Source organism: uncultured Algoriphagus sp., assembly GCF_963974835.1.
Taxonomy (GTDB): domain Bacteria; phylum Bacteroidota; class Bacteroidia; order Cytophagales; family Cyclobacteriaceae; genus Algoriphagus.
Map to the genome: position 1 here is coordinate 12,595 of NZ_CAXBET010000011.1, position 20,588 is coordinate 33,182.

The window sequence follows — 20,588 nt, forward strand, 5'->3', positions numbered from 1 at the left end:
TAACTTTTTATCTACACCTCATCCCTTTTACTTATTCACCCGTATGTTCATGTTCTTCGCCCACATGGTCACAAATATCTTCAGAGCTTAGTTTTCCGCTTCCATTACAAGTTCTACAGGAGCTCACTTCCTTCAGGCTACCTTCGCAAACAGGACAGGTAAGTCTTCCTTTTCCTGCACATCTTTCGCACTCATAGTACTCAACAATTTTAAATACATTCACTTTGGTGATCATGCCTGAACCGCTGCATCTACTACATCCAACCACACCTTTAGCCTTGCAATAGTTGCAATCTTGCTCGATTTGTCGCTTTCCTTCGCAGGTGAAACACGTCTTGTAACGATACCCTCTCCGGTCGCACAACTGACATTCCTGAATTTCCTTTAGCGGAGTCTCCAAACGCTTTTGTAGTTCCTGCGCAGCTTCATAATGTGATCCTGTAAAGCCAGTTAATTCTAAATACTTATTAAGGAAATTAGCTGAATTGTCATATTGTTTGAGTTCGAAAAGCGTCTCTGCAAACAAATAAGGCATCTCTTCTGGCAAGGATTGCCCAGAATCTATCAGGTTTCTGAAAATAGAATTGGCTGTTTCAAAGTCATTTCTTTCCAGGGCTGCTTTTGCGCTTTTCATCCAATGGTCAGTTTGACCTAAGTTTGGACCTATCTGTGCTAAAGATGCCTGGCTAATAGCCAAAATGAACAAACAGCTAAGAAGGAATAGTTGAGGGTGAAATTTTAAGCTCACAGGGTTATTGTTTTTCTACTGAAGCAATAAAGGTAGAAGTTTCTTCTTGGTAAAGTTAATATTTCCAAAAGTGCAAATCTGTCCATATTCTGCTTAATGGATTTTTGAAGTAAAAAATTGTCTTTATTTTAAGATTAAATTCCAGTCACAACTTAATGATAGATCTTTTGAGTTGGACTCGAATTTCAGTCAAATAACTTTAACCCTAAAAATTACGAACATGGGAAATCAAATCACAATGATCGAGAGCATCGGTCCCGTAATGAAAGACAAACTGGCAGCAGCTGGCATATCTACAGTAGAAGGACTTTTGGACAAGGGGTCATCAAAATCAGGCCGAAAAGCAATTGCTGATGCATCAGGATTAGACGCGGGCAAAATATTAGATTGGGTAAACATGGCCGACCTTTTTAGAATCAATGGAATTGCAAGCCAATTTGCTGAGCTGTTGAAAGCCACTGGAGTAGATACAGTGAAAGAGTTACGAACCAGAAACCCTGAAAATCTTCATGCAGCTTTGGTCAAAACTCAGGAAGAGAAAGGTCTTACGAGGATAGTTCCATCTGCTTCCAAAGTAGAAGACTTTGTGGAACAGGCAAAATCGTTGGAACCTGTAGTGACTTATTGATAATTTAATATGATTATCCGAATGATGCCAGTCGCCTTAGATTCTCTGCTTATCTAGTCAGAAGACCGATGTGACATCAATTATAAATTTTAATCCATACTAGTTTGCTTTTGCGTCCTTAGTGATATTAAAGCGGATATAGATTTAATTTAAAAACATACTCTATACTATTCTGAAAACCTTTTTGCCATCGGCATCAAGGTTTTTTTGTAGTTTGGTTTATCAATCACTTTGAAACATGAGTAAAACAGAAGAATTCATTACCCACTTGGACGAGGGTCAAAAATATAAAAAAGACTCTATCATTCTCGGTACAGGCGTATTAGACGGTGTGCCGGTGAACGGTGCGCAAATCAAGATTGCTTTAAAAACCATGAACAGACATGGCCTGATTGCCGGAGCAACGGGCACAGGCAAAACCAAAACCCTACAAGTGATGGCAGAGCAATTGGCACTGAAAGGAGTGCCTTCTGTTTTGATGGATTTGAAAGGTGATTTGTCAGGTCTTGCTCAGCCGGGAACCACCAACGACTTTATCAAAAACCGTTCGGAAATAATAGGAGTGGAATATGAGCCTATGGCATTACCTATAGAGTTAATGTCCATCTCGGATGAAAAAGGAGTTAGGCTGAAAGCTACCGTTTCAGAATTTGGACCAGTTTTAATCGCCCAGATACTCGAATTAAATGATACACAGCAAGGAGTTATTTCCCTTATTTTCCGCTATTGCGATGTACATCACTTGCCATTGGTGGATTTGAAGGATCTGAAGCGGGTGCTCCAATTCATTACCAATGAAGGCAAAGAAGCTATACAAAAGGAGTATGGACAGGTTTCTTCAGCATCGGTAAATACGATCATGCGTAAAATTATTGAACTGGAGCAGCAAGGAGCCGAGCGATTTTTTGGAGAGAAATCCTTCGAAGTTGAAGATTTCTTAAGAACAAAAGATGGAAAAGGTGTTATTTCAGTGATCAGGCTGACCGATATTCAAAACCGACCGAAATTGTTCTCTACTTTTATGCTAAGCCTGCTTTCGGAGATTTATGAGTCTTTTCCTGAGCAAGGTGATGCTGATCAGCCCAAACTTTGTTTGTTTATAGATGAAGCACATTTGGTGTTTTCAAATGCTTCCAACGATCTTTTAGACAAGATAGAAGCTATAGTGAAATTGATTAGATCTAAAGGGGTAGGAGTTTATTTCTGCACGCAAACTCCCACGGACGTGCCGGACAATATATTGGGACAGCTGGGATTGAAGGTGCAGCATGCCTTGCGGGCATTCACTGCAAAGGATAGAAAGGCCATCACAAAAACTGCTGAAAACTATCCTGATTCCCCTTACTTTAATACTTCCAATGTCCTTACTTCCATGGGTATTGGGGAGGCATTAGTTACGGCTTTAAACGAAAAAGGTATTCCTACACCACTAGCCCATACTTTGGTAAGAGCTCCCATCACAAGAATGGATATTTTAAATCCTGAGGAAATAGATGAAGTAATCGGGAATTCTGCGTTGGTTTACAAATACAATCAAGATATAGACAGAGAGAGTGCTTTTGAGCTATTGGAAAAGAAAATGGCTGAGCTCGAAGAGACGCAGAAAAAAGCGGAATTGCCAGGGCCAAAAACTGCTACCAAAACTTCAAGAAGAACTAAGGAAGATGAATCTTTAATAGAAGAATTGAGCAAAAACACGATGGTAAGACAGATAGGAAGGACAATTTTCAGAGAGCTCACTAGAGGGATTTTAGGTTCATTCCGAAGAAAAAGGTAATGATTTTAAGTGTTTGTATATTAGGAGGATATAGGTTTTGAAAATAGCAGTAATAGGAGGGGGAGCAGCAGGATTCTTTGCCGCTATACATGCAAGTGTTCCAGGGGCAGAGGTTACTATTTTTGAAAAATCTCCCAAACTTTTGTCAAAAGTGAAAGTCTCAGGAGGAGGTAGATGTAATGTGACACATCGCCCGATGGAAATCTCCAAACTCGTGAAGAACTATCCGCGAGGTGAAAAATTTCTCAAACGTGTTTTTTCAAGATTCAAATCAGAAGATACCATCCAGTGGTTTGAAAGTAGAGGAGTCTCTCTGAAAGTAGAGGCAGACGGTAGAATGTTTCCCGTCTCAGACTCATCCCAATCCGTAATAGATGCCTTGCTCATAGAAGCTCAGAAGCTGAATATTACCATTCGAAAATCCTGCGGGGTAAGGTCCATTTTGTCAGTGTCTGGTGGATATCAGCTTGACACAGACGAGGGAGAATATTACGTGGATAAGTTAATTGTAGCAACTGGGGGAAATCCCAAATTGGATAATTACAGATTTCTCGAAAATCTAAAACACACTATTTCAGACCCAATTCCTTCACTATTTACTTTTAATACGCCCAAAGAATCTCTTCGCGAGTTGATGGGACTTTCTGTATCAGATGGTATTGTAAAGATCGAAGGTACTAAAATGACATACAGAGGACCTGTTTTAGTGACGCATTGGGGAGTAAGTGGGCCAGCCGTATTAAAACTGTCAGCCTTCGGAGCCCAATGGTTGAAGGAAAATAGTTATGTAGCAAACGTATTAATCAATTGGAATGGAGCATATGGGGAGGAGCAGTATAGCTCACATATCAAGAGCTACATGGCTGCACATCCCAATCGAAAATTACTTAGTAATACACTATTTGATGTCCCCGCAAGGCTCTGGGAACATTTTTGTGCACGATCTACTATAGAATCTGGCCAATTATATGGTACTTTGTCAAAAAAGCAAATTAATAAGTTGGTACAGAATCTTTTTTGCTATAATTTGAAAGTGGAAGGAAAAACTACCTTTAAAGAAGAATTCGTAACAGCAGGCGGAATTGTCTTAGATGAGGTAAATCCGGAGTCAATGGAAAGTAAATATCACCCCAACCTTTACTTTGCCGGAGAAGTCCTGAATATTGATGGAATTACAGGTGGCTTTAATTTTCAGGCTGCTTGGTCGACAGGATTTCTCGCTGGAGAAAATGCTTCAAAATAATCGATATGCAACAAATCTACCCTGATCTTGATCAGCTTATCCTTGATATGTCAGATGGCGATAAAGCTTTTCAGGCAGAATTAACTATAGCAATATATAAGGGGCTTATTGAGCTGAAGGAAAAGTATGCTGAAGGGGTATTGAATAAAGATGATATTATTATTCAGCAAATCCGACATAAATTAAAACCAACACTCTATATGTTTGATTTAAGTCATATTATAGAGGAGCTGAACATCGGCAAAGAGATAATTGAAAACCACGGATTTGATGGAATGGACTTTATCACCCATTATCAGAATTTGATAGAAAAACTAAACGCAGCCATTATACGAGTATTCGAATTGATTAAATAAAAAAAGGAGCTGACCCCCGCCGCTCCGATTTTATAAAAATTACCCTATGAAGTACTATAATCCAAAGGTAATGACCATTTACTTACTGGATTTTAAGATAAAATGAATTTCATGTGAAGCTTCTTACCAGAGGCGAAAAGGATTATACCAAGTCTAACCCCCCGGATGTTTGTACAATGAGCATAATAAATTCAACCTACATTGGCCCTCCTGCATATTTGTTCAATGGTCACATGGAAACTATTATCCCCAGTATTTTCAGGAAAATTTCCAACGTCAGCTATGTAAGGGAAAAAATAGACACGCCGGATGGAGATTTCTTAAACTTGGATTGGTCAAAAGTTAACAGTTCAAAACTTCTTATTGTCTCTCATGGGTTGGAAGGGCATTCAGAGAGACACTATGTGAGAGGAATCGTTAAGTTGTTTAATTCCAGCGAAATTGATGTGTTGGTCTGGAACAATCGTTCATGTGGCGGTGAAATGAATTTGAATCCCATGTTATATCACCATGGAGCAAGTTATGATCTAGACACCACAGTATGTCACGTGCTCAAAAACCATTCTTATGAAGAGATTTACCTGACAGGAATCAGTATGGGAGGAGCCCAAACACTGAAGTACTTAGGGGAAAAGGGCTATGATTTGCCTTTTGAGATTAAGAGAGCAGCAGTTTATTCTACACCTTGTAACCTACTTTCCAGTGCTGCCACTCTGAAACATAGGGGTAATTCTTTTTACAGAAATAGGTTCTTGGGAAAGCTTAAAATTAAAATTCGAGCCAAGGCTGCCCAGTATCCAAATCTACTAGATCTGGATCTGCTGGAGAAAGTTTCTGATTTCGATACTTTCGACACATACTTCACTGCTGTACTTCATGGATTCAGGGATGCAGAAGATTTTTACAGGTCTGTAAGTGCTGACCAGTTTATGCCATTTATACAAATTCCAACGCTCGTATTGAATGCGCTAAATGACCCACTTCTTGGCCCTGAGTGTTATCCCACAGAGCTTGCGGAAAGTATGGATTTACTTACACTAGAAATGCCGGACAGAGGAGGTCATACGGGCTTTCTTGTAGGGGGGCAAGAGTTCACTTGGGCAGAGCACAGAATTCAAGAATTCCTCTTGAATCAGGGGTAGCCCTAAGTCTTTTGCTATATTGTGCGCTTAATCGTCAAATGATTTTGAAATGAGAAAGCTGTTTTTCACAAGCTTGGTTTTGCTAAGCTTGCTTACATTTTTTTTAATGTGGTATTTCCAGTTCGTCCAATTCAAGTTTGGATATTTTATACTGGGAATTCTTGCAATCCTCTTTGCAATAGGTCTATATGATATCAATCAGAAAACCCATGCAATCCTTCGAAACTTTCCAGTAATTGGACATTTTAGATATTTATTGGAGAAAATCAGCCCGGAGATACAGCAGTATTTTATTGAGACCAATACAGATGGAACGCCCTTCAGCAGGAATCTCAGATCCTTAGTCTATAGACGGGCAAAGAATGTTAATGATACACATCCTTTTGGTACTCAGCGGGATATTAACGGAGAGGATTACATTGGACTTAGGCATTCAATTTACGCTGTCCATACCAATGATGAAGATCCCAGAGTGATTATAGGCAATGACTCCTGCAAGCAACCTTACTCAGCATCTATTTTTAATATTTCTGCCATGAGTTTTGGTTCCCTAAGTTCAAATGCTGTGAAAGCGCTGAACCTAGGCGCTAAAAAGGGAGGCTTTTCCCATAATACCGGAGAAGGAGGAATTAGTGCTCATCACAGGGAAGGTGGTGATTTGGTATGGCAGATCGGAACTGGCTATTTTGGATGTAGGGATGAGCGTGGCAATTTCAGTGAGGAAAAATTTACTGAAAAGGCAAATTGGCCGGAAGTCAAAATGATAGAGATCAAGATTTCCCAAGGAGCAAAACCCGGTCATGGAGGAGTCTTGCCAGGAGTAAAGAACACTGCTGAAATAGCTGAAATTCGTGGAGTGATGAAAGGAACGACTATTCTTTCCCCACCTGCACATAGTGCATTTACCAATGCTTCTGAACTGTTGGAGTTCATTAGCAAATTGAGAGATCTATCAGGAGGAAAACCTGTAGGATTCAAGCTTTGTGTAGGAAGAACGGAGGAGTTTATGGCTATTTGCAAGGAAATGGTCAATAAAAAGATTTATCCGGATTTCATCACCGTGGATGGGGCAGAGGGAGGAACCGGTGCGGCTCCTTTAGAATTTTCCGATAGTGTGGGACTTCCACTTGAGCCCGCCCTTATTTTTGTAAGAATGACTTTGGAGAAGTTCCAGATTCGCGATCAAATCAAAATCATTGCCTCGGGCAAAGCTATTTCAGCTTTTGCAATCCTAAAAAATATTGCTCTTGGTGCTGATATTTGTAATTCAGCTAGAGGATTTATGTTTAGCGTAGGGTGTATTCAGGCCCTTAGATGTAATACAAATGAATGTCCTACGGGTGTAGCTACACAAAAAGCTAGCTTGGTGGGTGGATTAGTCATCACCGATAAATCCGAGCGCGTATACAATTTTCATAAAAATACTGTACATGCGGTTCAGGAGCTACTAGGAGCATCGGGACACAAGCATACCTCAGAATTAAGCGCTAGTGATCTAGTGAAAGGTGACGAAATGATCAAACTTGCAAATAGATATTTACCTGATTCTGTGAATACTCAGGTGTAGTTTAGCATTTGGAGTATCGTCCCGAATGTTACTAAACTTATGTATTTTCTCGACACTTCGACTTCGCTCAGTGTGACCTAGATTGTGCAAAAAATGACTTGTGCCGTGGCAATTAAAGTCTTCAGATTGATGCAAAAAGATTAATAAAAATTAAATACTCAGTATAAAGACTGCATTATAATAGGCCCAAGTCATTAGACTTGAGCCAGATAAAGGACTAATACTTCAGAGCTTAAGAAAACCTCTTCAACGCCAACTCAGCCACGGTTCCCCCAATTGCAAGTGAGCTAGTAGCTGCTGGAGAAGGAGCATTTAACACGTTGATCGCGTGAGCAGACTCCCGGATGGAGAAATCATCAAGCAGACCACCAGTTCGGTCACATGCCTGTGCTCTTACTCCTGCACCACCTTCTGTCAAATCAGATTCCTGGATTTCCGGAATTAATTCCTGCAAGGCTTTAGTAAATGCTGCCTTTGAAAAAGATCTGTACATTTCACCAAAACCGGTTTGCCAATATTTAGCGGCGACTTTCTGAAATCCAGGCCAAGCCAAGGACTCAGCAAGTTCTTTCAGGTTGATTTGGGATTTTTTGTATCCTTCTCTGCGAAAAGCTAGAACTGCGTTTGGTCCAGCTTCCACGCCACCTTTCATCATCCGGGTAAAGTGTACTCCAAGGAAAGGAAAATTAGGATCCGGAACAGGATAAATCAGATTCTTAACCAAGAATTCCCTTTCCTTCTTTAGCTTGAAGTATTCTCCACGGAAAGGTATGATTTTAACGTCCAGCGGATCTTGTTCACTCATCTGGGCAACCTTGTCAGAATACAATCCTGCGCAGTTGATTACTAGCTTACATTGAAAAGTTTTTTTGGAAGTTTCAATGAAGTTAACTCCATCCTGTTGTTTAATATTCAGTACCTTATGATTTAAAAATATTTCACCTCCATTTTGAATTATTTTTCTTCCATAGGCCAATGCAACTTTAAAATAATCAACAATCCCTGTTTGTGGGACGTGAAGTGCTGCGACACCTGCACAATGAGGTTCAAATTCTTTTAGCTCCTCCATAGTAATATACCTTGTGCCTTCCAGTCCATTTTGTATCCCACGCTCAAACAAGTTATTTAATAGAGGTTTTTGCTCTTCACGTGTGGCTACCACCACTTTCCCAGTGATCTCAAATGGAATTTTTTCTTCCTCACAAAACTCAATCAATTCATGATATCCACCTATGCAATTTGTTGCTTTGAGAGACCCAGGTTTGTAATATAAGCCGGAATGTATTACTCCGCTATTATTACCTGTTTGGTGCTTTGCCAATTGATTTTCCTTCTCCAAAAGTGCGATTTTGAGGTTAGGTCGCGCTTTTTGGATTTTAAGTGCAGTTGCCAGTCCCACAATTCCACCACCAATTATTGCTATGTCGTATGTCATGCTATTCCTTTTAATGTTTCAAATATACTAGTGGAATTTTCAAATTTGCTTCATTGAATAAACTCAGTTTTATTAAAGCTTTAGAATTTTTAAGGAGACAGGTAGCGATTTGAATCACGAATGAATTTATTTTGCATGAATTACTTTCTGTGCCACTACCATTAGATGATCCGCAATTACTTATTCCTTATTCTATTTCTGATTAGCAGCCAATCCATTGCCCAGTTTGTGGTAAAGGGAAAAGTGACTGATTCGGCCACTGGGGATCCCATTCCCTTTGCATCTGTTTTATTGAAGGGGACGACCACGGGCATTTCTACTGATTTTGAAGGAAATTATATTATTGAAGTCAGAGTTTTGACCGACAGTGTCACCGTTAGCTATTTGGGGTATATCACTGCCATAAAGGCTTTGGAAAAAGTCGCCGATCAAACCGTTAATTTTCAGTTAAAGCCGTCAGATTTTGAGATGGAAGCTTTTGTATTTGAGGCTGGGGAAAATCCTGCTTTTACGGTTATCCGAAAAGCCGTTGACCGTAAAAAATACTTTGATAAAAGAGAGTTATCTGCTTATCAAACAAAGAATTATACAAAGATTGAAATAGATATAGATCATGTTTCTGAAGAATTTACCCAGCGTAAAACAGTTCAGAAGGTAACTGCGGTCTTGGATTCGATCAAGCAGCTCACAAATGATGAAGGGGAAAAAATATTGCCAGTATTTTTCTCTGAGACCCTTTCCAAGTTTTACTTTAGAAATAATCCTGAGCTGAAAAAGGAGATAGTGGAAAAGTCCAAAGTAACGGGTGTGGGGATTACCGATGGATCGACTACCTCACAGATTACGGGATCTGCTTTTCAGGAGTATAATTTTTACAGAAACTGGCTTTCCATAGTAGGGAAAGAATTTGTTTCGCCAATTGCAGATGGCTGGAAGCAATTTTATGATTACGATTTGATTGACTCTGTAATGGTGGGAAATGATTCCTGTTATTTGCTTAAAGTATATCCTCTGAGAGAGCAAGACTTGGCCTTTTCTGGGAATATATGGATCAATAAAGAGACTTATGCCTTAAAGCAGGTGGATTTGACGATTCCAAAAGAGGCAAACCTAAACTTCATCGAGCGGATCAAAATTCAGCAAGAGCTGATACCAACTTCTGCAGGTCCGTTGATTCCTGCAAAAACAAGAGTTCAGATAAAAATAGGCCAAATCACTCCAAAGACTGCAGGTCTACTAGCTAAATTCTATACCTCAGCAGATAGCATAAAAATAAATGAACCCCAGCCTACTTCCTTTTTTAATCAATCGGTTACGCTGATGCCTGATTTTGACGAAGCAAGTGAAGAATTCTGGAAAGATAATCGCCAGGATATTTTGACTCAGGAAGAAATAGCAGTGCTTAGAATGGTGGATACACTCAAGCGAATTCCTATCGTTCGTTTTTATTCTGAAGGGCTTAAGTTTTTTGGAACAGGCTATCTGCCTGTAGGTAAGGTGGATATTGGACCTTGGCCGGGATTTTTCAATTACAATGACATAGAAGGAGTAAGACTGGGAATGGGATTTCGTACCAATCTGAAATTCAGTGATAAATGGGTTCTAAATGGCTACGGAGCTTATGGTTTTAAGGATGCTGAGCTGAAGTATTCTGCTAAAGTCACCCGCATCTTGGATAGGTTGCATTGGACCTCAGTTTCCTTATCCACTCAGAAGGAAATTGATCAGGTTGGTTTGGAGATTTCCAGTCTGCAGGGAAACAGCGTGTTTTTGGCAGCTAGTCGATTTGGGACATTGAGGCGACCTTATTTCAGCAAAAAACATCAAGTAAATTTCCAGCGTGAGTTTTTCAAAGGATTTTTGATGTATTCGGATTTGACTTTCATGAAGTTTGAGCCATTGTACGATTTCTATTACTTAGAAAAAGGAACAGGAGAATACAGATCTAATTTTGAGACTACTGAGGCTAAAATCGGAGTCAGATACGGTCGGGACGAAACCATCCTGATTAATGATAACCAAAGAACATCCTTGGGACCTTTAAGATGGCCAATTTTTGAATTGAGTTATGCCAAAGGTATGAATTGGCTAGGAGGCGATATCAACTATTCCAAACTGAATTTCTATGTTTATCAGCGACTTAATATGGGAATTTTTGGAGTTTCCCGTTATGAGTTTGATGCTGCCAAAGTATTTGGGGAAGTGCCATATCCTGTTTTGAAAAACCATCTGGGTAACGAAACCTTATTCTATACATCAGCTGCTTTCAATACGATGAACTTCAATGAGTTTGCCTCAGATCAATATGCAAGTTTGCGATATAGACATTATTTTGAAGGCTTTCTTTTAAATAAGGTTCCCTTAATTAAAAAGCTAAAATGGCGGGCTGTAGGAAATGCGAATATCCTCTATGGTTCTGTAAGTGATAAAAATATAGCGAATGCACCTACTTTAGATCCAGATGGTAATCCTTTAGCCACCTTCGGAAGGTTGGACCCTACTAAGCCTTATATAGAGCTAGGTTACGGGATAGAAAATATCTTTAAGTTTTTCCGGGTAGACTTTTTCCATAGAATGACTTATCTGGATAATCCTGAGGCAAAGCCATTTGCAATAAAAATAAGTGGACAGATAATACTTTAGAATTTTTTATTATTTTAGTTGAATGAAGGACAAAAGAACTTTATTCAAGCCATTTTTAGTCACTTTTGGTGCATTATTTTTATTTATTTCTGTAGAAAGTAAGGCTCAATCGGAAGCAGAGAAATTTACTGCAAAAAATATAGTCTATCTAGAACTTGGAGGGAACGCAGGACAGTATGCATTTACCTATGGGAGAGTTTTCCATCAAAAAGGGAAGCTGAAGCTAAGTGCTAGTGCAGGGTTTTCCATGTGGTATCAGGGATCAATTTCTAATACAAGATGGCTACCAGCTATACCAGTTGAGCTAACAGCATTCTATGGTAAATCAAACCACCATCTGGAATTGGGGGCTGGAGTGACTTCTTACTTAGACAGCATTATAGATTTTGACGAGGAAACATTCGAAACTAATGATAAGGTGGTCTTTAGTGGATTCATTCCTGTTAGAATTGGATATAGATACCAGAAGCCTGAGGGTGGATTCTTTTTTAGGGTTGCATATACCCCAATTATTGACTTTCCGTCGAGAACAGGAGGAAATTGGTCTTTCAATCCTTATTGGGCAGGATTGAGTTTTGGAAAGAGTTTTTAAACTAATTGTCTTTCCATTCTATAAAATGCTTACACTCCAAATCAAAAGAAGCTTTTTAGTGGATATTGAAATAATGAGCATATAATGCAGAAGCGTTTTTTTCTTTTCCTTCTCCTTATATCCAGCGTTTTCTTTTCCTGTTCTTCTAATGATAAGGTAAATTCGGATGAAGCCAGTGATGGCTTAGAAATTATTAAAGTTGACCTTTCCGAAGCCAGAGAGGGTAAACTCTCCGAATTTTTTGAATCTGAAATAGAGTACATCTGGCTACAGGATGATTCCGAGGATGCTCAATTAGGAGGCTTAAATAAAATATTTTTTCATGAGGATAAGATCTTCACGCTGGATAAATTCGGCTGCAAGTGTATTCAAATTTTTAATAGATCAGGAAAATTCCTACATAAATTGAGAAGCTATGGGGAAGGTCCTGAGAAATACCTTGATTTAGATAATGCTATAATAGTAAAAAATGAAGTATTGTTACTTGGTGTTTACCCTCCTAAACTAATGTGGTTTAGCATGGAAGGTAAATTTCTTCGAGAGGAAAAACTTGAAAAACAAAATGGTTCTGGGGTGTTTTCTGAAGAGGAAAAACGCTATTATTTTTATAATAAAGTAAGGGGTGTGAGTAATGGCCAATACTTTGTGGAGAGCGTAAACGAATTTTTTCAGGATACACTAAGATCTTTTTTGTACCAAGAGGATGGATATTATGGTAATTATTCAAGCCAACGGTCTTTCATTAAAGAAAATAAAATCTACTTTGGACGACCTTTTAATGACACCATAATGGTCACCAAAGATGGAATTTTTTTTCCGAAATTTGTTTTTGATTTTGGTTATTATAAACAGTCTATTGAGCAACTAAAGAAAAATAGCGAGAACTTGAGCAGTGTTGATGAACTTGATTTTATTAATCATAGAGCAAAGTTATACTTCGTACCCTACGGCTGGTATGTAACAGAATCTCAACTATATGCGGACTTCAAATATGAGGAAAGTTTTTATATGATATTTTTCGATAGAAATGCCAAAAAAACACATATTCTTAATGGAAGATTGAAAAATGATAGTGATGAATCCATTGATCCTTTTTCTTTTACTCATCTCTTTTCCACAGATAAGGTTGGGTTTTATCTACCTGGAAGATTTCTTTTCGAAGAACTACAGATAAAGAAAGCCGAACTCGGTAAGGATGGCTTCGAAGAATATGTAAAAGGCAAAGGAAAGAACTTTGCACAAGTGGCTTTTGCAGCTAAAGATTCCGAAAATCCTGTACTGATTGTGTATACCACGAAGAAATCGAGCCTTCCTACTGGACAAGCAGGCATGACTCAATAGTCATCCAATGTGATGATTATTCAATGCGAGATTCCATGTGACCATAAAAAACCAAATATAAACACATGAAATAAGGCTTCATTTCCATATTCCTTTCCCATATATTTTTTGGTTGCATCGCTCTTGTGCATATTTGCAACTTAATCTTTATGCCTTTTTGTATGGGCAGAACTAATTTTACACATGTCACAACTTATTAACATTACCCTTCCAGATGGCACTGTGAAGGAGTACGAAAAAGGAACTACCGGACTACAGATTGCTGCAAGTATCAGCGAGGGTTTAGCGAGAAACGTTCTAGCCGCAAAAGTAAACGGACAGGTTTGGGATGCTACCCGAGCTATCAACGAGGATTCATCCATCCAATTGTTGACTTGGAATGACGGGGAAGGCAAAAATACCTTTTGGCACTCATCCGCTCACTTGCTTGCAGAAGCTTTGGAAGCACTACACCCAGGCATCAAATTCGGTATTGGGCCTCCGATTGAAACAGGTTTCTATTATGATGTAGACTTCGGTGATAAGACGCTGGATGGTTCAGAATTGGAAGCCATCGAGAAGAAAATGATCGAGTTGGCTCGTGAGAAGAATGAATATATCCGAACTGATATTTCCAAGAAAGATGCCATTGACTATTTCCAGAAAAAAGGTGATGAATATAAGCTAGACCTTTTGGAAGGACTGGAAGATGGTTCTATTACGTTCTATCAGCAGGGAAACTTCGTGGATCTTTGTCGTGGACCGCATATTCCAAATACAGGTTTTGTAAAGGCTGTAAAGCTTACAAACATTGCCGGAGCATATTGGAGAGGGGATGAGAACCGTAAAATGCTTACCCGTATTTATGGAGTTACTTTCCCGAAAGCCAAAGAGCTGACTGACTATTTGACTTTGCTGGAAGAAGCTAAGAAACGCGATCACAGGAAACTTGGACGCGAGCTAGAGCTTTTCACATTCTCTGAGAAAGTAGGTGCAGGCCTTCCACTTTGGTTGCCGAAGGGAACCTTACTTAGAGAGCGTTTGGTTAATTTCCTGAAAAAAGCACAGGATAAGGCAGGTTATCAGCAGGTGATTACTCCGCATATTGGCCATAAAGTTTTATATGAGACTTCAGGTCATTATGAGAAATATGGCAAGGATTCTTTTCAGCCAATTGCCACTCCCCATGAAGGTGAGGAGTTTTTGCTGAAACCAATGAACTGTCCGCATCACTGCGAGATCTATAAGCATAAGCCACATTCCTATAAAGAGCTACCAATTCGCTATGCAGAATTTGGTACGGTATATCGTTATGAGCAAAGTGGTGAGCTTCACGGCTTGACCCGTGTTCGAGGATTTACCCAGGATGATGCACATATCTTCTGTCGTCCAGATCAGGTGAAAGAGGAGTTTGTCAAAGTAATTGACTTGGTATTGTATGTATTCAAAGCTTTGGGTTTTGAAGATTTCACTGCACAAATTTCTTTGAGAGATCCAGAAAATCCTTCCAAATACATAGGTGGCGATGAAAACTGGAACAAGGCTGAAAGCGCAATTATCGAAGCAGCTGCTGAGAAAGGGTTAATCACTGTGACTGAGCTTGGCGAGGCTGCATTTTATGGTCCTAAGCTGGACTTTATGGTAAAGGATGCTTTGGGAAGAAAATGGCAGTTGGGAACTATCCAGGTAGATTATAACTTACCAGAAAGATTCGAGTTGGAATATATAGGCTCGGACAACCAGAAGCATAGACCCGTGATGATCCACAGAGCGCCATTTGGTTCTCTGGAGCGTTTTGTAGCAGTGCTTATCGAGCACTGTGCAGGCAACTTCCCATTATGGCTTTCACCTGAACAGATTAATATTTTGCCTATTTCTGAAAAATATGTAGAATATGCTGAAGAAATTAAGTCAATCCTCGAAGAGGTAGGCATTTCAGGTTCTATTGACAACAGAGATGAAAAGATCGGGCGAAAAATCCGTGATTCAGAAGTTAAAAAAGTGCCTTTTATGCTGATAGTGGGAGAAAAGGAGCAGGAAGAGCGAAAGCTTTCTGTCCGTAAGCATGGTGAAGGTGATCTAGGTAATTTCTCTCCAGAGGAGTTTATTAATTATTTTCAAGGCATTATTTCAGCGTCATTAAGTAAGTAATAAGGCTGTATTATTTAATTCAGTTTTTCTTAATTAGAAATAATTCCGATATTTGCATCCAATTTCATAAAAACAATCAACGCAAACTTGAGAAACCAAAGACAACCCTATAGAGGTAGACAAGAAGAACCTTATAAAGTAAACCATAAAATCAGAGCTCGTGAAGTTAGACTGGTTGGCGATTTCGTAGATGGCGGCAACGCATTGCTGCCCCTCGATAAAGCGATCAAACTAGCTCAGGATAATGATTTGGATCTTGTAGAGATCTCTCCTAACGTCGAACCTCCAGTTTGTAAAATTCTAGATTACGCAAAGTTTAAGTACGAGCAGAAAAAGAAGCAAAAGGAGATCAAGTCCAATGCAGCCAAGATTGTTTTGAAAGAAATCAGATTCGGACCGAATACGGATGAACATGATTTTAATTTCAAATTGAAGCATGCTATTGGATTCTTAAAAGAAGGAGCAAAAGTGAAAGCTTATGTGCACTTCGTGGGACGTAGTATTGTGTTTAAAGAAAGAGGAGAGATGTTGCTTCTGAAATTTGCTCAGGCTCTAGCAGAATATGGTGCAGTAGAGCAGCTTCCAAAGATGGAAGGTAAGAGAATGAACATCTTCATCGCTCCGAAGGCAGGAAAGAAATAAATTTCAACTAAATAAATACAGCAAAATGCCAAAGGTAAAAACCAAATCCAGTGCAAAGAAGAGGTTCACTTTAACAGGAACCGGCAAAATCAAAAGGAAACATGCTTTCAAAAGCCACATCCTAACCAAAAAATCTACTAAAAGAAAGCATAACCTGACTAAAACTGGTCTAGTTCATGAGTCTGACGAAGGTAGAGTAAGAGACATGTTGAGAATCTGATTCTCTGCAGTAGCTTAAAATCAATTAATTAAGGTTTATTTATTCACCAGACATTTTGGTAATCAAGATCTCGATCACTCGGGGCACCAACTGTCAAAAAACAAAACACTATGCCTAGATCGGTAAACGCGGTAGCGTCCAGAGCAAGAAGAAAAAAAGTGCTAAAAGCCACAAGAGGTTACTTCGGAAGAGGTAGCAACGTATGGACAGTAGCCAAAAACAAGTACGAGAAAGGTCTTCAGTATGCGTACAGAGACCGTAAAGCTAAGAAAAGAGAATTCAGAGCTTTGTGGATTCAGCGTATCAACGCAGGTGCAAGAATGCACGGCGTGTCCTATTCTCAATTAATGGGTTTATTGAAGAAAGGTGGAGTTGAGCTTAACCGTAAGGTGCTTGCTGACTTGGCCATGAATCACCCAGTAGCATTTCAAGCTGTAGTTGAAAGTGTAAAATAAGGTTGCACTGTCTTATTTTATTGGAAGCCTTCCCTCGGGAAGGCTTTTTTATTTCAGGTACTTTTTAGTTAATAAATTACTATCGCATATTTATAGATTGTAAAGAATGATTAATCCTATTCTGTGTCAGAAAACTGCGATAGAAAATCTTTAAACAATCCATGCAAAAAATTAATAAGCGATTACTTGGTCAAACAGCTTTAGTCACTGGAGCAAACTCCGGGATAGGGGAAGCTATTGCATATGCTCTTGGTAGAGAAGGAGCTAACGTAATTATTAATTACATTTCCAATCCGGAAAAAGCAGAGGAAATAGCCCATGCGATTATTAAAGATGACCATTGCGGAGGTGCAATTGCTGTGAAGTGTGATGTAAGCAAAGAGGATCAGGTGATCCGTATGTTCAAGCAAGCTGTTGATCATTTTGGAACTGTGGATATATGCGTGCCTAATGCAGGACTTCAAAGAGACTCTAGCTTGCACGAAATGAAACTTGAAGATTGGCAGCTAGTACTGGATGTAAATCTTACTGGGCAGTTTTTATGTGCCAGGGAAGCAATCCGGGAATTTCTGAGGCGTGGGATGCGTCCTGAAGTCTCAAGTTCTTTAGGTAAGATTATTCACACAAGCTCTGTTCATCAGATTATTCCCTGGGCCGGACATGCTAATTATGCTGCAACAAAAGGAGCAATTGTTATGTTAATGCAAAGTATTTGTCAGGAATATGCTCCGCTCAAAGTTCGATGTAACAGTATCGCTCCTGGGGCTATTCAGACTCCAATAAACAAATCTGTCTGGGATGACCAACAAGCTTTAGATAAACTAAATAAACTAATCCCCTATAAAAGAATAGGAGTACCGGAGGATATTGGAAGTACAGCCGCGTGGCTTGCTTCAGATGAATCCGAGTATATTAACGGCACTACCATATTTGTAGACGGAGGCATGACTTGCTATCCTGGATTTACGGAGAACGGTTAAATTTTAAAGTTTATGTCTGAAGAATCTGCTGAGCAGCAACGCATACTGGAGAAAAATAGGAAGGAAAAAAAATGGTTAAAATGGGGACCCTATTTGAGTGAAAGACAATGGGGTACTGTGAGGGAAGACTATAGCCCAGATGGTAGTGCTTGGGAATATTTTCCACACGATCATGCTAGATCAAGGGTCTATCGCTGGGGTGAAGATGGAATTGCTGGTATTTCAGATGAATATTGTAACATCTGTTTTGCACTTGCACTTTGGAACGGTAAAGACCCAATTTTGAAGGAACGACTTTTTGGACTCACTGGAAACCAAGGTAATCATGGGGAAGATGTAAAGGAGTTGTATTACTATTTAGACAATACACCTACCCATTCATACATGAAACAGCTGTATAAATACAGTCAAAATGAATATCCTTACGAAGAGCTTTTAAAAGAAAACCAAAGAAGAAGCAGAGAGGATTTAGAATACGAGATTCTTGATACTGATATTTTTGATGGAAATGCGTATTTCGATGTGATCACAGAATATGCAAAAGCCGATGAAGAAGATTTGCTGATTCAATTCACTGTTACAAACAGGTTTACAGAATCGGCTCCTATAAGTATTTTACCGACCTTATGGATACGGAATTATTGGAGTTTTCGGGATATGGATCCAATGCCTTCCATTACAAAACAAGTTGAAGGCAAAACTACTTACGTCTCTATTTCGCACATTTATGTAGGAGAATATAATTTGTATTTTGAAGATGCTGATCAGCTACTTTTTACTGAAAATGAGACAAACACAGAAAAAATATTTGGAGTAGAAAATGATCATCCTTTCAAAAAAGATCTCTTTCATGATGCAGTCATTACTAACGACTTTTCCAAAACTACCCAGAATAAAAGCGGGACTAAGTTTTCTCCTTTATATCAGCGAAATGTAGAAGCAGGTGGAGAAATTGTAATTCGATTGAGGCTTTCGAAGGAAAGATTAGAAAACCCATTTAATGAAGATTTTGAAGCCATTTTAAATGCAAGGAAATCAGAATCTGCTAAGTTTTATGATGCAATCATCTCGGGAGTTTCCAAGGATCAAGCTGAAATCCAGAAGCAGGCATTTGCAGGATTGCTATGGTCAAAGCAATACTATAATTACGATGTAGAGACTTGGCTGGAAGGAGATCCTAAAGAGCCGAAACCTCCTGTTTCCCGATTAAATGGCAGGAATAGTACATGGGATAAGCTTCGCAACCATGATATTATGCTTATGCCCGATACGTGGGAATATCCTTGGTATGCCGCTTGGGATACGGCTTTCCATTGTGTCACGCTTGCATTGATAGATCCTGACTTCGCAAAAAATCAGCTGTTACTTTTTACAAAGGAATGGTATATGTCTCCGGACGGGCAGATTCCGGCATATGAATGGGCTTTAAGCGATGTGAATCCTCCCGTTCAGGCTTGGGCTTCCATCAAGATCTTTCTAATGGAAAAAAATGCTACCGGAAAGGGAGATATTAAGTTTTTGAAAAGGATGTTCAATAAATTAAGTCTAAACTTCACTTGGTGGGTTAATAGACTGGATGGAAGAGCCAATAACGTATTTGAAGGAGGGTTTCTAGGGCTGGATAATATTGGTGTTTTCGATAGAAGTAAGGGAGTTCCCGGGAATGGTATTCTTGAACAAGTGGATGGAACTGCATGGATGACCTTATTTTGTCAGAATATGCTTCAGATAAGCCTAGAATTGGCGCTGGAAGACGATATCTATGAAGACATGGCCACCAAGTATTTTGGGCACTTTGTATTTATCGCTGAGGCACTGAATAAAATGAGTAATGATTTCGAAGGTATTTGGGATGATAAGGATGCTTTTTTTTACGATCAGCTCATTCTACCGGAAAGTAGTTTAATACCTATTAAGGTGAGATCCATTGCAGGAATGCTCTCACTGGCAGCTGTATTTTGTATTAAAAAAGAAGTATTAGAGGAGCTTCCAAAGTTCCGAAGAAGCGTATTATGGTTTGTAAAATACCGCAGGGATAAGCTTAAATATAAAGTGATTCAAAATTATCGGGAAGGAAAAGATTTGCTCTTGGCTTTAGTTCCTGAGAATAGAGCTAGAAAATTATTGAAAGCTTTATTGGATGAAAAGGAATTTTTAAGCCCTCACGGATTGAGATCATTATCGAAAATCTATGAAACTCCATACAATATCATTATTGATGAGGTAGATTATGGTATTGGGTATGAACCCGCAGAGTCTACCACATCGCTTTTTGGAGGCAATTCAAATTGGAGAGGCCCGGTTTGGTTTCCTATAAATTACCTATTTATCGATGCGCTGAAGGAATATTTTAAGTTTGCTGGGAAAGAACTAAAGTTTGAATATCCTACTGGATCAACCAACCTACTTGATCTTAATGAAATCAGTATTGAATTGAGTAAGCGTCTGATCAGTATTTTTGAGAAGAATGAGAATGGGGACCGTACAGTCAATTTACTTCATAGCAAATGGTACCGAGACGAGCATTTTAAGGACCTTATTCTATTTTATGAATACTTTCACGGAGAAAACGGAAGGGGGATAGGTGCCTCACATCAAACTGGTTGGACTGCATTGGTTGCAAATTTAATTGATGAAATAAAGAAAAGTAATTCTAAGTGAAGTAGGAAGAAATCTTACTGTGTACCCC

At 39.2% G+C, this 20,588-nt stretch carries 17 protein-coding genes; 15 read left to right on the forward strand and 2 right to left on the reverse strand.

Going from position 1 to position 20,588, the window contains the following annotated elements:
• Positions 1–31 precede the first annotated feature (31 nt).
• Positions 32–634: a molecular chaperone DnaJ gene (locus tag AACZ73_RS17890; RefSeq protein ID WP_339879978.1), complete on the reverse strand. Its 603-nt coding sequence runs from the start codon at positions 632–634 to the stop codon at positions 32–34.
• A gap of 334 nt (positions 635–968) precedes the next feature.
• Here AACZ73_RS17890 and AACZ73_RS17895 point away from each other — a divergent pair, with 334 nt between their 5' ends.
• From AACZ73_RS17895 to AACZ73_RS17920, 6 genes are all read left to right on the forward strand, one after another.
• On the forward strand, positions 969–1,376 hold the full coding sequence (locus AACZ73_RS17895; RefSeq protein ID WP_339879980.1) for a DUF4332 domain-containing protein: 408 nt from the start codon (positions 969–971) through the stop codon (positions 1,374–1,376).
• A 238-nt stretch (positions 1,377–1,614) separates the two neighbouring features.
• Positions 1,615–3,153: a helicase HerA-like domain-containing protein gene (locus tag AACZ73_RS17900; protein WP_339879982.1), complete on the forward strand. Its 1,539-nt coding sequence runs from the start codon at positions 1,615–1,617 to the stop codon at positions 3,151–3,153.
• A 37-nt stretch (positions 3,154–3,190) separates the two neighbouring features.
• Positions 3,191–4,396: an NAD(P)/FAD-dependent oxidoreductase gene (locus AACZ73_RS17905; RefSeq protein WP_339879984.1), complete on the forward strand. Its 1,206-nt coding sequence runs from the start codon at positions 3,191–3,193 to the stop codon at positions 4,394–4,396.
• Positions 4,397–4,401: 5 nt separating this feature from the next.
• A complete protein-coding gene (locus tag AACZ73_RS17910) occupies positions 4,402–4,752 on the forward strand; it encodes a hypothetical protein (RefSeq protein ID WP_339879986.1) in 351 nt (116 codons plus the stop codon).
• Positions 4,753–4,928: 176 nt separating this feature from the next.
• Complete coding sequence (locus AACZ73_RS17915) at positions 4,929–5,894, forward strand: alpha/beta fold hydrolase (protein WP_339880143.1); 966 nt, start codon at positions 4,929–4,931, stop codon at positions 5,892–5,894.
• Between the two features lie 49 nt (positions 5,895–5,943).
• Entirely contained in the window at positions 5,944–7,461 is a 1,518-nt protein-coding gene (locus AACZ73_RS17920; protein WP_339879987.1) for an FMN-binding glutamate synthase family protein, read from the forward strand.
• Positions 7,462–7,693: 232 nt separating this feature from the next.
• Here the strand turns inward: AACZ73_RS17920 and lhgO are convergent, their stop codons facing one another.
• Complete coding sequence (gene lhgO, locus AACZ73_RS17925; protein WP_339879989.1) at positions 7,694–8,896, reverse strand: L-2-hydroxyglutarate oxidase; 1,203 nt, start codon at positions 8,894–8,896, stop codon at positions 7,694–7,696.
• A 165-nt stretch (positions 8,897–9,061) separates the two neighbouring features.
• On the opposite strand from lhgO, the gene AACZ73_RS17930 reads away from it, so the two are divergent.
• The 9 genes from AACZ73_RS17930 to AACZ73_RS17970 all read left to right on the forward strand — a co-directional run bounded on the left by AACZ73_RS17930 (position 9,062) and on the right by AACZ73_RS17970 (position 20,560).
• Entirely contained in the window at positions 9,062–11,539 is a 2,478-nt protein-coding gene (locus tag AACZ73_RS17930) for a DUF5686 family protein (RefSeq protein ID WP_339879991.1), read from the forward strand.
• 22 nt (positions 11,540–11,561) lie between these two features.
• Positions 11,562–12,131 (forward strand): hypothetical protein, encoded by a 570-nt coding sequence (locus AACZ73_RS17935; RefSeq protein WP_339879993.1) that lies wholly within the window; start codon positions 11,562–11,564, stop codon positions 12,129–12,131.
• A gap of 84 nt (positions 12,132–12,215) precedes the next feature.
• The gene (locus AACZ73_RS17940; RefSeq protein WP_339879994.1) at positions 12,216–13,472 is read left to right on the forward strand and encodes a 6-bladed beta-propeller; all 1,257 of its coding nucleotides are present in this window, start codon (positions 12,216–12,218) and stop codon (positions 13,470–13,472) included.
• Between the two features lie 183 nt (positions 13,473–13,655).
• Positions 13,656–15,602, forward strand: a complete 1,947-nt coding sequence (gene thrS / locus AACZ73_RS17945; RefSeq protein ID WP_339879995.1) for a threonine--tRNA ligase — start codon at positions 13,656–13,658, stop codon at positions 15,600–15,602.
• An 87-nt stretch (positions 15,603–15,689) separates the two neighbouring features.
• Complete coding sequence (gene infC, locus AACZ73_RS17950) at positions 15,690–16,244, forward strand: translation initiation factor IF-3 (protein ID WP_339879997.1); 555 nt, start codon at positions 15,690–15,692, stop codon at positions 16,242–16,244.
• A gap of 25 nt (positions 16,245–16,269) precedes the next feature.
• Positions 16,270–16,464 carry a 50S ribosomal protein L35 gene (gene rpmI / locus AACZ73_RS17955; protein ID WP_339879999.1) on the forward strand — a complete coding sequence of 65 codons (195 nt, stop codon included), beginning with the start codon at positions 16,270–16,272 and terminating at the stop codon, positions 16,462–16,464.
• A 110-nt stretch (positions 16,465–16,574) separates the two neighbouring features.
• On the forward strand, positions 16,575–16,919 hold the full coding sequence (gene rplT / locus AACZ73_RS17960) for a 50S ribosomal protein L20 (RefSeq protein WP_339880001.1): 345 nt from the start codon (positions 16,575–16,577) through the stop codon (positions 16,917–16,919).
• A 161-nt stretch (positions 16,920–17,080) separates the two neighbouring features.
• Positions 17,081–17,899, forward strand: coding sequence for an SDR family oxidoreductase (locus AACZ73_RS17965; protein ID WP_339880003.1), 819 nt, complete (start codon positions 17,081–17,083; stop codon positions 17,897–17,899).
• Positions 17,900–17,911: 12 nt separating this feature from the next.
• Positions 17,912–20,560, forward strand: coding sequence for a glucosidase (locus tag AACZ73_RS17970; RefSeq protein ID WP_339880004.1), 2,649 nt, complete (start codon positions 17,912–17,914; stop codon positions 20,558–20,560).
• The last annotated feature ends 28 nt before the right edge of the window (positions 20,561–20,588 follow it).

Bases quoted from the DNA above. Each gene is read 5' to 3' on its own strand.
- AACZ73_RS17890 (WP_339879978.1), bottom strand. From the start codon at position 634: ATGAAAAGCGCAAAAGCAGCCCTGGAAAGAAATGACTTTGAAACAGCC.
- AACZ73_RS17895 (WP_339879980.1), top strand. From the start codon at position 969: ATGGGAAATCAAATCACAATGATCGAGAGCATCGGTCCCGTAATGAAA.
- AACZ73_RS17900 (WP_339879982.1), top strand. From the start codon at position 1,615: ATGAGTAAAACAGAAGAATTCATTACCCACTTGGACGAGGGTCAAAAA.
- AACZ73_RS17910 (WP_339879986.1), top strand. From the start codon at position 4,402: ATGCAACAAATCTACCCTGATCTTGATCAGCTTATCCTTGATATGTCA.
- AACZ73_RS17915 (WP_339880143.1), top strand. From the start codon at position 4,929: ATGAGCATAATAAATTCAACCTACATTGGCCCTCCTGCATATTTGTTC.
- AACZ73_RS17920 (WP_339879987.1), top strand. From the start codon at position 5,944: ATGAGAAAGCTGTTTTTCACAAGCTTGGTTTTGCTAAGCTTGCTTACA.
- lhgO (WP_339879989.1), bottom strand. From the start codon at position 8,896: ATGACATACGACATAGCAATAATTGGTGGTGGAATTGTGGGACTGGCA.
- AACZ73_RS17930 (WP_339879991.1), top strand. From the start codon at position 9,062: ATGATCCGCAATTACTTATTCCTTATTCTATTTCTGATTAGCAGCCAA.
- AACZ73_RS17935 (WP_339879993.1), top strand. From the start codon at position 11,562: ATGAAGGACAAAAGAACTTTATTCAAGCCATTTTTAGTCACTTTTGGT.
- AACZ73_RS17940 (WP_339879994.1), top strand. From the start codon at position 12,216: ATGCAGAAGCGTTTTTTTCTTTTCCTTCTCCTTATATCCAGCGTTTTC.
- thrS (WP_339879995.1), top strand. From the start codon at position 13,656: ATGTCACAACTTATTAACATTACCCTTCCAGATGGCACTGTGAAGGAG.
- rpmI (WP_339879999.1), top strand. From the start codon at position 16,270: ATGCCAAAGGTAAAAACCAAATCCAGTGCAAAGAAGAGGTTCACTTTA.
- rplT (WP_339880001.1), top strand. From the start codon at position 16,575: ATGCCTAGATCGGTAAACGCGGTAGCGTCCAGAGCAAGAAGAAAAAAA.
- AACZ73_RS17965 (WP_339880003.1), top strand. From the start codon at position 17,081: ATGCAAAAAATTAATAAGCGATTACTTGGTCAAACAGCTTTAGTCACT.
- AACZ73_RS17970 (WP_339880004.1), top strand. From the start codon at position 17,912: ATGTCTGAAGAATCTGCTGAGCAGCAACGCATACTGGAGAAAAATAGG.